General features: G+C 72.3%; 12 protein-coding genes. 3 read left to right on the forward strand and 9 right to left on the reverse strand.

What is annotated here, in order from left to right; all coding sequences use genetic code 11:
* Nucleotides 1-34 precede the first annotated feature (34 nt).
* From ACSP50_RS08190 to ACSP50_RS08200, 3 genes are read right to left on the reverse strand one after another with little or no spacing between them, the layout of a single operon-like run.
* On the reverse strand, nucleotides 35-778 hold the full coding sequence (locus ACSP50_RS08190; protein WP_014688691.1) for a succinate dehydrogenase/fumarate reductase iron-sulfur subunit: 744 nt from the start codon (nucleotides 776-778) through the stop codon (nucleotides 35-37).
* Entirely contained in the window at nucleotides 778-2724 is a 1947-nt protein-coding gene (locus ACSP50_RS08195; RefSeq protein WP_014688692.1) for a fumarate reductase/succinate dehydrogenase flavoprotein subunit, read from the reverse strand. Before ACSP50_RS08195 ends, ACSP50_RS08190 begins: the two co-directional genes overlap by 1 nt.
* Nucleotide 2725: 1 nt before the next feature.
* Nucleotides 2726-3358, reverse strand: a complete 633-nt coding sequence (locus ACSP50_RS08200) for a succinate dehydrogenase cytochrome b subunit (protein ID WP_043511032.1) — start codon at nucleotides 3356-3358, stop codon at nucleotides 2726-2728.
* Nucleotides 3359-3537: 179 nt separating this feature from the next.
* On the opposite strand from ACSP50_RS08200, the gene ACSP50_RS08205 reads away from it, so the two are divergent.
* The 3 genes from ACSP50_RS08205 (at nucleotide 3538) to ACSP50_RS08215 (ending at nucleotide 7124) form a co-directional block, all read left to right on the forward strand.
* The gene (locus ACSP50_RS08205; protein ID WP_172898861.1) at nucleotides 3538-4476 is read left to right on the forward strand and encodes a LysR family transcriptional regulator; all 939 of its coding nucleotides are present in this window, start codon (nucleotides 3538-3540) and stop codon (nucleotides 4474-4476) included.
* 44 nt (nucleotides 4477-4520) lie between these two features.
* On the forward strand, nucleotides 4521-5270 hold the full coding sequence (locus ACSP50_RS08210) for a class I SAM-dependent methyltransferase (protein WP_014688695.1): 750 nt from the start codon (nucleotides 4521-4523) through the stop codon (nucleotides 5268-5270).
* Nucleotides 5271-5402: 132 nt separating this feature from the next.
* Complete coding sequence (locus ACSP50_RS08215; protein ID WP_014688696.1) at nucleotides 5403-7124, forward strand: substrate-binding domain-containing protein; 1722 nt, start codon at nucleotides 5403-5405, stop codon at nucleotides 7122-7124.
* Between the two features lie 18 nt (nucleotides 7125-7142).
* Here ACSP50_RS08215 and ACSP50_RS08220 read toward each other — a convergent pair whose 3' ends face one another.
* From ACSP50_RS08220 to ACSP50_RS08245, 6 genes are all read right to left on the reverse strand, one after another.
* A complete protein-coding gene (locus ACSP50_RS08220; RefSeq protein ID WP_014688697.1) occupies nucleotides 7143-8579 on the reverse strand; it encodes an NAD(P)/FAD-dependent oxidoreductase in 1437 nt (478 codons plus the stop codon).
* Between the two features lie 81 nt (nucleotides 8580-8660).
* Complete coding sequence (locus ACSP50_RS08225; RefSeq protein ID WP_014688698.1) at nucleotides 8661-9740, reverse strand: glycosyltransferase family 2 protein; 1080 nt, start codon at nucleotides 9738-9740, stop codon at nucleotides 8661-8663.
* Nucleotides 9737-10492: a carotenoid biosynthesis protein gene (locus ACSP50_RS08230; protein WP_014688699.1), complete on the reverse strand. Its 756-nt coding sequence runs from the start codon at nucleotides 10490-10492 to the stop codon at nucleotides 9737-9739. Before ACSP50_RS08230 ends, ACSP50_RS08225 begins: the two co-directional genes overlap by 4 nt.
* A gap of 3 nt (nucleotides 10493-10495) precedes the next feature.
* The gene (locus tag ACSP50_RS08235) at nucleotides 10496-11074 is read right to left on the reverse strand and encodes a GNAT family N-acetyltransferase (RefSeq protein ID WP_014688700.1); all 579 of its coding nucleotides are present in this window, start codon (nucleotides 11072-11074) and stop codon (nucleotides 10496-10498) included.
* Nucleotides 11071-11745 carry a monooxygenase gene (locus ACSP50_RS08240; protein WP_014688701.1) on the reverse strand — a complete coding sequence of 225 codons (675 nt, stop codon included), beginning with the start codon at nucleotides 11743-11745 and terminating at the stop codon, nucleotides 11071-11073. Before ACSP50_RS08240 ends, ACSP50_RS08235 begins: the two co-directional genes overlap by 4 nt.
* Nucleotides 11742-12557, reverse strand: a complete 816-nt coding sequence (locus ACSP50_RS08245; protein ID WP_014688702.1) for an SDR family NAD(P)-dependent oxidoreductase — start codon at nucleotides 12555-12557, stop codon at nucleotides 11742-11744. The genes ACSP50_RS08240 and ACSP50_RS08245 overlap by 4 nt, the downstream gene beginning before the upstream one ends.
* Nucleotides 12558-12585: the final 28 nt, after the last annotated feature.

Raw genomic sequence — 12585 nt, forward strand, 5'->3', positions numbered from 1 at the left:
CCGGTGGGGCACCAGGCACCCCACCGGCCGGCGGTCAGCGCTTGGCGACGGCCTTGCGGTAGTCGCTGTTGAGCCGGCCGATCAGGCTCAGCGGGATGCCCTTCGGGCAGACCTCGGTGCACTCGCCCATGTTGGTGCAGCCACCGAAACCGGCGTCGTCCTGCGCCTGCAGCATGTCGATCACCCGGCTGTCGCGTTCCGGCTGGCCCTGCGGCATCAGGCCGAGGTGGGTGATCTTCGCCGCGGTGAACAGCATCGAGGAGCCGTTCGGGCAGGCCGCGACGCAGGCGCCGCAACCGATGCAGGTGGCCGCCTCGAAGGCCGCGTCCGCGTCCTTCTTCGGGACCGGGGCGGCGTGCGCGTCCGGGGCGGTGCCGGTGGGCGCGCTGATGTAACCGCCGGCCTGGATGATCTTGTCCAGCGGGCTGCGGTCGACGACCAGGTCCTTGATCACCGGGAAGGCGGCGGCACGCCACGGCTCGACGTCGATCACGTCGCCGTCCGAGAAGTGCCGCATGTGCAGCTGGCACGTGGTGGTGGCCTTCTCCGGGCCGTGCGCCACCCCGTTGATCACCATGCTGCACGCGCCGCAGATGCCCTCGCGGCAGTCGTGGTCGAACGCGATCGGGTCGTCACCGGAAAGGATCAGCGTCTCGTTGAGCACGTCGATCATCTCCAGGAACGACGCGTCCGGGGAGATCCCCTTCACGTCGTAGGTGACCATCTTCCCGGAGGAGGAGGGGCCGGACTGACGCCACACCCTGACCTTGATGTCCATTACTTGTAACTCCGCGTGCTCGGGTGGACGTACTCGAAAACGAGCTCTTCCTTGTGCAGGGTCGGCTTGCCGTCGGCACCGAAGTACTCCCACGCCGCGGCGTAACCGAACTCGTCGTCGTGCCGCAGCGCCTCACCGTCCGGGGTCTGCGACTCGGCCCGGAAGTGGCCGCCGCAGGACTCCCGCCGGTGCAGCGCGTCGATGCACATCAGCTCACCCAGCTCGATGAAGTCGGCGACCCGGCCGGCCTTCTCCAGGTTCTGGTTGAGCTCCTCGCCCTTACCGGGCACCTTGACCCGGGTCCAGAACTCCTCCTTGAGCGCCCGGATCAGGCCGATCGCCTTGGTCAGCCCCTCCTCGGTGCGCTCCATGCCGCAGTACTCCCACATGATGTGGCCGAGCTCGCGGTGGAAGGAGTCCACGGTCCGGTCGCCGTCGATCGACAGGAATCTGGCGATCCGGTCCTCGACCTCCTTGCGGGCCGACACGACCGCCTCGTCGCTGGTCGCGATCTTCTTGAACGGCCCGGCCGCGAGGTAGTTGTTGATCGTGTTCGGCAGCACGAAGTAGCCGTCCGCCAGGCCCTGCATCAGCGCGGACGCGCCGAGCCGGTTGGCGCCGTGGTCGGAGAAGTTGGCCTCGCCGACCACGAACAGGCCGGGGATGGTCGACTGCAGGTCGTAGTCGACCCAGAGGCCACCCATCGTGTAATGCACCGCGGGGTAGATCCGCATCGGCGTCTCGTACGGGTCCTCGCCGGTGATCCGCTGGTACATCTCGAAGAGGTTGCCGTACTTCGCCTCGACCGCCTTGCGGCCCAGCCGGCTGATCGCGTCCGCGAAGTCCAGGTAGACGCCGAGCCCGCCGGGGCCGACGCCGCGGCCCTCGTCGCAGACGTTCTTGGCGGCCCGGGACGCGATGTCGCGGGGCACCAGGTTGCCGAACGACGGGTAGATGCGCTCCAGGTAGTAGTCGCGCTCGTCCTCCGGGATGTCCGCCGGGCGGCGGGTGTCCTTCTGCGCCTTGGGCACCCAGACCCGGCCGTCGTTGCGCAGCGACTCGGACATCAGGGTCAGCTTCGACTGGTGCGAGCCGGACTCCGGGATGCAGGTCGGGTGGATCTGCGTGTAGCAGGGGTTCGCGAACAGCGCGCCCTTGCGGTGCGCCCGCCAGGTCGCCGTGACGTTGCAGCCCATGGCGTTGGTGGACAGGAAGAAGACGTTGCCGTACCCACCGGAGGCGAGCACCACGGCGTCCGCGAGCTCGGTGGTGATCTCGCCGGTGATCATGTCGCGGACCACGATGCCCCGGGCCTTGCCGTCGACGATGATCAGCTCGAGCATTTCGTGCCGGGTGTTCATCTCGACGTTGCCGAGGCCGATCTGCCGCTCCAGCGCCTGGTACGCGCCGAGCAGCAGCTGCTGGCCCGTTTGACCCCGGGCGTAGAAGGTGCGCGACACCTGGGTGCCGCCGAACGAGCGGTTGTCCAGCAGGCCGCCGTACTCACGGGCGAACGGGACGCCCTGCGCCACGGCCTGGTCGATGATGTTCACCGACTCCTGGGCCAGCCGGTACACGTTGGACTCACGGGCGCGGAAGTCGCCGCCCTTGACCGTGTCGTAGAACAGCCGGTAGACCGAGTCGCCGTCGTTGCGGTAGTTCTTCGCGGCGTTGATGCCACCCTGCGCGGCGATCGAGTGCGCGCGCCGCGGGCTGTCCTGGTAGCAGTACGACTTGACGTGGTAACCCTGCTCGGCCAGGGTCGCGGCGGCCGAGCCGCCGGCCAGGCCGGTGCCGACCACGATGACCGTCAGCTTCCGGCGGTTCGCCGGGTTGACCAGCTTGGCGGCGAACTTGCGGCGCTCCCAGCGGGTCTCGATCGGGCCGTCCGGGGCGGCCTTGTCGACGACCGGGTCGCCCTCTTTCCAGAAATCCGTCTCAGCCATTTCAGTCCACCAATCCGGTCAGCACCGAGAACGGCACCGAGAGGTACCCGACGACCAGAACCACCGACAGCACCAGGGCGATCGTCTTGGCGCGCCGCTGGCCCCGCATGGTCTGCTGGCCCAGGGTGCGGGCCGCGCTGAAGATGCCGTGCCACAGGTGGAAGCCGACCGCCACGATCGCCAGGGCGTAGAAGAGCGTCACGTACCAGCGGTGCGGCGCGAAGTCGGCGACCACGTTCGCGTACGGGTGCTCGTGGTCCCCGACCGGGTTCACCGTGCCGGTGGTCAGGTCCAGGATGTGGAAGATGATGAACAGCAGGACGATGACGCCGCCCCAGCGCATCGTCCGCGCGGCGTAGCTGCCCTGCACCTTGGGCCGGTGCGCGTACTTGACCGGGCGCGCCTTCTTGGCGCGGATGGTCAGCACGGCGGCCGTCCAGATGTGCGCGATCACCGCGACGGTGAGCACGGTCCGCTGGATCCACAGGTACCACATGTCCGGCAGCAGGGGCGTGCCGAGCGCGCGCAGCCAGTGCGCGTAGTGGTCGAAGTCGGTGGCACCCAAGAAGATCTTGAGGTTGCCGATCATGTGAACGTAGAGGAAGAGGACCAGCAGGATGCCGCTGACCGCCATGATGATCTTCAGGGTCACCGACGAGGGCCGGACGACCTTGCGCGGGGTGGGCGTTGCCGTCGCCCCCGCCGCGTTCTTGGTCTTGGGAATAGGAGTGTCTACCGCCACAACCTGGACGTTAGGAAGTCCTGGGTCATTCGTCTAATGCATGATCGGCCGGGTACTCATAGCGATAGGCTATTACGGTGCAGCTGCAACAACTCCGGTACTTCCTGGCGGTGGTGGAGACCCGGCATTTCACCCAAGCAGCGGACATTCTGGGCGTCTCGCAACCTACCTTGAGTAAGCAGATTCACACCCTTGAGATGTCACTCGGAGCCCCGCTGTTCGAGCGGATGCGCGGTGCGGTGACCCTGACCGTCGCCGGCGAGACATTGCTGCCGATGGCCCAGCGGATCGTCGCCGACGCCGACGCGGCCCGCGACGCCGTGCAGGACATCGTCGGTCTGCGCCGCGGCGAGGTGCGCCTGGGTGCCACCCCGAGCCTGTGCTCCTCGCTGGTCCCGGCCGTGTTGCGCACCTTCCGCGCCGACCACCCGGGGGTCAAGCTGCACATCAGTGAGGGCAGCTCGCACGACCTGACCGCCGGCCTGCTGGCGCACACCCTGGATCTGGCCCTGATCGTGCAGCCCGAGCACGGCGTCGATCCGGCCCTGGTGGCCATCGAGCTGCTGCGCGAGAGCCTGGTGGTGGCCTCGGTCGCGGCCGGCCCGCCGCCCACCGTGGGCCGCCAACTGGAGCTCTCCGAGCTGCGCCACACCCCGATGGTGATGTTCCGCGAGGGCTACGACATCCGTGAGGTCACCCTGCACGCCTGCGAGCGGGCCGGCTTCGCGCCGAAGTTCGCGGTCGAGGGTGGTGAGATGGACGCGGTGCTCGCCTTCGTCGAGGCCGGCCTCGGGGTCGCCCTGGTGCCCAGCATGGTGCTCGCCAACCGGCCGCTGCTGCGGGCCACCCCGCTCGCGCCGCCGGGGATGCGCCGGACCATCGCGCTCGCCCAGCGCCGTGCCGCGGTGCTGCCGCATGCCGCGGCCGCGCTGCGTGAGGTGGTGCTCGACCACATCGGCTCGGGCCGGCTGCCGTTCGGCGTGCGCGCCCTGGAGAGACCGTCCACTTAGGGTAGTCAATTGCCCACCACGCGTTTAAAGTCCTAGATGTGTGGATGGGCGAGTTCCACGACCCGCGACTCGTCGAGGTCTACGACGCCGAATGTCCCTGGGGCTGGGACGACGACTTCTTCATGGCCGTGCTCGCCGAACGCTCCGCGCACCGGGTCGCCGACCTGGGGTGCGGCACCGGCCGGCTGGCCATCGCGATGGCCGCGGCCGGGCACGAGGTGATCGCGATCGACCCGGCGCCGGCCGCCCTGGCCGCGGCCCGCCGCAAGCCGGGCGGCACCCGGGTGCGCTGGCTGCAGGGCTCGGCCGAGCGGCTCGCCCCGCGCTCGCTCGACGCCGCGTTCATGACCGGTCACGTCGCCCAGTCCTTCGTCGACGACGAGGAATGGGACACCGTGCTCCGCGGGCTGCGCCGGGCGCTGGTCCCGGAGGGACGGCTGGTCTTCGACAGCCGGGACCCGGACGACCGGCCGTGGCAGCAGTGGAACCCGCAGGATTCGTGGCGCACCGTGGTGCTCGACGACGGGAGGGTGGTGGAGGCGTGGAGCGAGGCCGAGCAGGTCGGGCTGAACACCGTGCGCGTCACCGGGCGCTACCGGTTCGCCGACGGAGGGGAACTGGCGAACTCGGCGACCCTGCGTTTCCGGACCGAGCCGGAGCTGCGCGACTCACTGCGCGAGGCGGGCTTCCGGGTCGAGCGGATCTACGGCGGCTGGGGGCGCGAGCCGGTGGGTCTGAGCGGCGACGGCGAGTTCATCGTGATCGCGGTCGCGACGCCCCGGCTGATGTCCTGACGGTCACAGATGTGCCGAGATGTTGTGCGGAACCTTAGGAACCATTGCGGGACAAAAATCCGGGACTACTATCCGCAACCATCGGTCTCGACTTTTAGATAGTTGTCGAATTTCACGCGATGTCGAGGTGGCATGCCCGAGAACGAGTGGCCCGACGACCCCCGCCCGCCCGACCAGGGCGAGTGGAGCCAGCCGCATCACGAGCCGCCACCCGGCCGTGGCCGCGCCCTGCTGGCCGCCGCGGTGGTGGTGCTGGTCCTGCTGGCCGCCGGCGGCATCGCCTGGCGTCTGATGAGCAGCCGCGGCGCTACGCCGGTGGCGCAGCCCACCGCGCCCGCCCCGACGCCCACCGCGCAGACCGCGCCACCCTGCCCACAGCCGCGCCTGCGGGTCGCCGCCGCGCCGGAGATCGCCCCGGTGATCCAGCAGGCCGCCGCCGCACTCAGCCAGCCCGGCCAGCGCTGCTCCGAGGTGCTGGTGCAGGCCGCCGAGCCGGGCGCCGCGCTGACCGGCAAGCCGGACGTCTGGGTGCCGTCCAGCAGCGTGTGGCTGGCCCTGGCCAAAAGCCGCGGCGACGTCTACACCACGCAGGGCGCGTCGCTGGCCTGGTCGCCGCTGGTGATCGCCGGGCCGGAGTCGATCGCCAGCCTGTTCGCGCCGAACGGGGTCACCTCCTGGTCCGGCCTGGTCCAGGGCACCATCCAGAAACGGGTGCCGGCGGTCCGGATGCCCGATCCGACGCTGACCACGACCGGACTGCTCAGCGTCTACGCGGTGGGCCAGGCCACGGTCAAGGCCAACCCGGACGCCGGGATCGCCCAGTTGCAGGCGCTCACCCTGCGCAGCCGGCTGGAGAACGCGGCCGCCGACCCGGCGGAACTGTTCGCGCAGATGGGCAAGCAGACCGACGCGGCCACGGCGATCTACCAGGTCGGGGTCTTCCCGACCACCGAGCAGCAGCTGCTGACCTATCAGAAGAGTCAGCACGACGTCCGGCTGTCCGGCTCGGCGCCCGCCGACGGCCAGATCGACGCCGACTATCCGTACGCGGTCCGCAAGGGCGCCCCGGCCGACCTGGTCGAGAGCCTTCGCGAGGCGATCACCCCGGACGCGCTGACGACGGCCGGATTCCGGGCCACCGCGACCAAGAACGCGCTGCGCCTGCCGGCCCCGGCCGTGCTCGCCGGGGCGGCCCGGCAGTGGTCGGCGTACAAGTCGGTGGCCTTCCAGGTGCTGCTGCTGATCGACGCGTCCGGCTCGATGAACGAGAAGATCACCGACCGGGCCGGCCGCAGCGTCACCAAGGCCGCGCTGCTGCGCGAGTCCGGGACCAGCGCGGCCCAGCTCTTCGGTGACGACACCAGCCTCGGCCTGTGGTTCTTCGGCACCCCGACGGCGGACAGCCCGGCGCACACCGAGGAGGTGCCGTTCGGCCCGGTCATCGCCACCGTCGACGGCAAGAGCCGCCGTGACCTGCTGGCCGCCAAGATCGGCGAGTACCGGCCGGTGGCGAACGCCGGGACCCCGCTCTACCAGAGCGTGCTGGACGGCGTCGCCGAGATGCGCGGCCGGGCCAAGCCGGACACGGCGACCGTGGTGGTGGTCCTCACCGACGGCTCGGACGGCGGCACGAAGTACCGGATGTCCAACGCGGACTTCCTGAAGAAGCTGACCGCCGGTGCCGACCCCGCCAAGCCGGTGCCGGTGATCGCCGTCGGTTACGGCCCGGCCGCGAACGCCACCGCCCTGCAGGCCATGGCCAAGGCCACCGGTGGCCAGGCGGTCACCGTCAAGAACCCGGCCGACCTGGCCGCCGGCATCGCCCAGGCCTTCCTCGCCGCACACACCCACTAGTGCACCCGGCGGCGCCGGTCAGTTCGATCCGATCATGCCCGCGACGATCTCGGCGGAGAGGGTGACCATCGGCAGCCCGCCGCCGGGATGCGTCGAGCCGCCGACCAGGAACAACCCGTCGACCGGCGCGCGGTTCGCCGGCCGGACCAGGCCGCCGGCGGTGCCGTAGATCGCTCCGCCCGGCGCTGCGGCCGACGCCGCCAGATCCGCCGGGGTCCGGGTCTCGGCGAAGATCAGCCGATCGCGTACGTCGAGACCGCGCCCCGCCAGGACCTCGAGGACCCGATCCCGGTACGCGTCGGCCAGCCCCGCCCGCAGCCAGTCCACGGTGGACCACGAGGTGCCGTGTGGCGCCGCGTTGACCAGCACGAACCACGCCTCGTCGCCGGCCGGGCGCACCGCCGGATCCGCGGCCCGGGTGACGAAGACGGTCGGGTCGCCGGCCGGCCGCGCCCGCCGCCCCGGCCCCCCGAAGACCGCGTCGAACTCGGCGTCGTAGTCCCGCGGGAAGAACACGTTGTGGTGCGCCAGCCGCGGAGTCTCGCCCCGCACCGCGAGCAGCAGCACGAATCCGGCCAGGCTCCGGTCGGCGAGGCGGGCCAGCGGTTTCGGACTGGGCAGCAGATCCCGGTAGAGCGTGACGGCGTCCACGTTGGAGACGACGACGTCCGCCGCGAGGCGGGTCCCGTCCCCCAGCCGGACCCCGGACACCCGGGCGCCGGTCGTGGCGATCGAGGCGACCGGTGAGTGCAGATGCACCCGTACGCCCAGTTTCTCGCATCGGGCGAGCAGCGCCTCCGCGAGGGTGACCAGCCCACCCGGCAGATACCACCCGCCGAACGCCAGCTCGGCGTAGGGGATCGCGGCCAGCGCCGCCGGCGCCCGCCGCGGATCCGCGCCCGAATACGTCGCATAGCGGTCCAGCAGCATCCGCAGCCGCGGGTCGCGCAGATAGCGGCGGCCCAGCGACCGCAGTGACCGGCCGGGAGCGATCGCGGCCAGGTCACCGAGCCGCCAGGACAGCCGGGCCAGCGACGCCGCGGTCACCGGGCGGCGCAGCACCGACTCCCAGGAGGCGTGCCAGATCCGCTCGGCACGGCGCCAGAACCGGTCCCAGTCGCGCGCCGCGGCACCGCCCAGCGCGTCGGTGATCCGGGCCAGGAAGGTCTCGTGGTCCGACGACGAGTCCAGCACCGTGCCGTCCGGGAAGAAGTGCCGCACCACCGGGTCCAGCGGCTCCGGGCGCAGGTCCAGACCGAGGCCGGTGAACACGTCCGGCAGGGTGAGCAGGCTGGGGCCGGTGTCGAACCGGTAGCCGTCCCTCTCGTATGCCGCCAGCTTGCCGCCGACCACGCCGGACCGCTCATGGATGCTGACCCGATGCCCCGCCTCGGCCAGCCGGATCGCCGCGGCCAGCCCGCCGACCCCAGCCCCGACCACCACGATGTCGCTCATCCCCCGATGATCCGTGATCCCCCTCGTCCCCGCCCGGCCGGGCCCGCACCGGCGGTCCGGGTGTCAGGGCGGGCAGCCGGCTCAGGGCACCGGGCGGCCGCGCCAGGCCAGGCGGCCGGCCCGGCGCAGCCGGAAGGAGCGGGCGATCAGGTAGCCGAACAGGACGATGGAGACCGGATGGGCCAGCGTGCCGGGCAGGACGCGGCCGCCGGTGGCCCTGGCGGCGATCATCCGGCCGGTCACGCCGAGCAGGTAGCCGAGCACCGCCGGAAGCGGGGCGAAGGGCGCCAGCAGGGGTGGCACCACGTACAGCAGAATCAGCAGGAGCGTGACGGCGGTCGCGCCGGCCGCGGACCCCAATGACGCCCACAGCGATTTGGCGTATCCGTCGGCGAGCTCGTCCCAGGACTCGTACATCCGGCAGGTGGCCAGGCCGGAACCGTCGGCCAGGGCGATCCGCCCGCCGGCCCGTTTGACCGCGCGGGCCAGCGCGATGTCCTCCAGGATCTCGCCGCGCACCGCGGCGTGGCCACCGGCTCGCCGGTAACCGGCCCGGTCCAGCACCAGCCACTGGCCACCGGCGGCGGCCAGCGACGGCCGCGCCGAGCGTTCCATCGCGCGCAGTGGCAGGAAACTCAGCCAGGACCACTGCAGCAGCGGCTGGACCAGCCGGCCGGCACCGACGATCTTCGGGTACGGGCTGAGCAGGTCCGCTCCGGCCCGGCGCAGCAGATCGACGGCCCCGGCCACCGCGTCCGGCGCGAGCACCACGTCGGCGTCGACGAAGACCAGCACGTCCACGTCCCCGGCCAGGTCGGCGAGCCGTTGGCAGGCGGCCGGTTTGCCGAGCCAGCCGGGCGGCGGCGGAGTGCCGGTGTGCAGCCGGACCCGGTCGCCGGCGACCGCCCGGACCACGTCCGCGGTGCCGTCGGTGGAGCCGTCGTCGAGCACGTGCACGGTGAGATCGGCGACGCCGCGCTGGGCGAGCAGGGCGCGCAGGCACGGGGTGACCCGGGTGGCCTCGTCGCGCAGCGGGAGCAGGACGGCGACCCGTTCGGTGCTGGTCGCCGCCCGGCGCGGGCGGCGCAGCAGCAGCGCGTTGACGGCGGTGTGTGCGGTGATCAGCAGCAGCGGCGGCAGGATCAGCCAGGCGACGATCATGCGGGTGCGCGCAGCCGGGCGAGCAGCGGGAGGACCGCGGCGCCCATGATCAGCGCGCCCCACGCCGCGGACGCCGGCAGCGACAGGAAGACGGCGTGGGCGAGCACCGACGAGGCGTACGTCCAGATCCACAGGGCGAGCGCCGGCCGGTCGGCGGACAGCGGCCGGTCGGCGGCCCGGCCGGCGACGGCGGCCAGCGCGGTCATCAGCAGCAGCGCGAAGCCGAGCCAGCCCAGGTAGTTGCCGAGCGGCACACCGGGCACGCCGGGCAGCGCGGGCACCGGGTGCCGCCACCGCCAGTAGTCCTCGGCGACCATCTGCGGGTCGAGGAAGACGTCCCAGGCGGCCAGGCCGGCCCCGGCGACCAGGATCCGGGGGAGCCGCCGCCGGGTCACCCGCAGCGCGGCGAGCCAGGCCGGCCAGGCCATCCAGGTCCAGGCCAGCGGGATGATCAGCGGTACGCCGAGCAGGCGCGGACCGAGACGCCCGGAGTACTCGTAGGAACCGAACGGGAAACCGGTGGCCACCCCGATCGCCTCCACCGCGAACCCGCCCAGGGTGGCGGTCGACAGCAGCGCCGTGAGCGCCCGGGGGCCCCGGGTGAGCAGCGCGTGGCTCAGCGAGAACGCGACGCCGAGCAGCACGGTGAGCACGGTCAGCCCGGCCCGGGTGTCACCCTCGGTGAGCGGATAGCAGATCTGGGCGAGCACGAGCGCCCCGAGCAGGCCCCAGGGCAGATGACGGGGAGACACCGGTCAGGCGCCGGCGATGCCCGGTGCGTCCTCGAGCGGACGCTCGGCCAGCGGCAGCTCGCGGCCGAGGACCGCGAAGGCCCGCTCGTCACCCGGGAAGTAGAAGTGCCGCAGCACGTCGGCGAAGCCGTACCGCCGGTACAGCCGCCAGGCGCGGGACGCCTGCTCGTCGGCCTCCGGAGTGGACAGCAGCACGGTGCGGCCTTTGGCCATGGCCAGCAGCGCGCGCAGCTGCCGGGCGCCCACCCCGTGGCCCTGCGCGGCCGGGCGCACGTGCAGCTCGACCACCTCGAAGCAGTCGGTCAGCCACTGCCGGCGGTCGTCCTCGCCGAGAGCGAACCGGACCTGGTCGTGCCACCACTGGCCGGCGGCGGAGGTGTAGCCGTATCCGAAGCCCATCAGCCGGCCCTCGGTGGTCAGCGTGGCCACCGCCCGGAACCCGGGCCGGCGCACGTGCGACCCGATGTATCCCCGGCGGGTCTGCAGCAGCTCCTGGCGGTAGCCCATCGCCTCGCCGTAGACCCCGACCACGTCGTCGAGCCGCCGCAGCAGGTCGTCCGGCTGCCACGCCACAAGCCTCATGCTTCCGCCCGTTCCCCTTCGTCGGCGGTCCAGCCCAGCACGGACCGGTCACCGCTGATCCCGAGCACCGCGAACCGGGCGAACAACTCCTCGGCGTACCAGCGGTCGGCCGGGGTCCGGGCGATCGCCGCGCGATGCTCCGGCTGACGGTACGCGAACGCGACGAGATCCGCCGCGTCCCGCCACACGGTGACGGTGCCCTGCCAGCCGATCGGCGCCTCGCCGACGCCGAACCGGGCGAGCAGCCCGGGCGCCCGGTGCACCTCGCGCACCACCGCCGGGACCGCCCGCCAGAAGGTCAGCGCGCGAGCCGGCCGCAGCCGGGCCCGGGTGAGCGCGAGCACCGGACCGTCCGGGCGGCGGCCGGTGGGCTCGAACGGGGTACGGCCGGCCCAGGTGCCCCGGCTGATCAGTGGCTCCAGATCGATCCGGGCGCCGTTGACGGCGATCCGCTCCCAGACGGGGAAACGTACCGGCGCATCACTGACCGTGATCGCCGCCCACCGGGTGAGATCGGTGTCGCCGGGACCGAAGCCGGTGCCGGTGCCGGTGCCGAGGAACTTGCCGAACCGCAGACCGGCCAGATGGCGCCGCGCGAAGGCCATGCGCAGCATGGCCGAGCCGACGGCGCTGCGCGGCACCCGCCAGACGTGCAGGGCGACGTGCGTCATCCGGCGAGGCCGGTCGCGGTCAGGCTGGCGTCCCACAACTCGGCGGCCAGCCGCGGGTCGCGGGCGTGCGCGGCCGGCCGGGTCACCTGACGCTTGACGTAGTAGGCGCCGTTCTCCAGCTCCCCGGCCGGGGTGGTGCACAGCCAGGTCAGCAGCTCGCCGGCGGCCTCCGGGGTGACCAGGCCGGGCGCGTACCGGTAGAACAGCCGGATCAGCCGGCCCTCCCCGAAGTTGGTGCGCACCACACCGGGGTGGAACGAGACGCTGCACACGTCCGGCCAGCGGCGGGCGGCCTCGGCGGCGAACAGGATGTTGGCCGCCTTGCTCGCCCCGTAGGAGCGCCACGGACTGTACGACTTCGGGTCGTCGGTGAACCGGGTGCCGGGCCGGCCCTGCACGTGTGCCGCCGAGGCGGTGTTCACCACCCGGCCCCCGGTCAGCCGCTCCCGCAGCAGGTGGGTGAGCAGGAACGGGGCCAGGTGGTTGCCCTGGATGGTGGCCTCGTGGCCGTCCACCGTCTGCCGGGGCCGCTTGATGATCCCGCCGGCGTTGTTGGCCAGCACGTCGATCCGGGGCAGCTCGGCCAGCAGCCCGGCGGCGAGCTCCCGCACGTCGTCGAGCCGTTCGAAGTCGGCCCGGAAGTGCCGGGGCGCGCGGCCGCCGCCGGCCTCCCGGACCCGCTGCACGGCCGCGTCGAGCCGGCCCGGGTCGCGGCCGACCAGCACCACCTCGTCACCGCGGGCGGCGAGCTGCTCGGCGGCGGCCAGCCCGACCCCGGAGCTGGCCCCGGTGATCACGATGGTCTGTGTCATGACGCCTCCTGGACGCGGACTGTCGTAT

Source organism: Actinoplanes sp. SE50/110, from assembly GCF_900119315.1.
Taxonomy (GTDB): Bacteria; Actinomycetota; Actinomycetes; order Mycobacteriales; family Micromonosporaceae; genus Actinoplanes.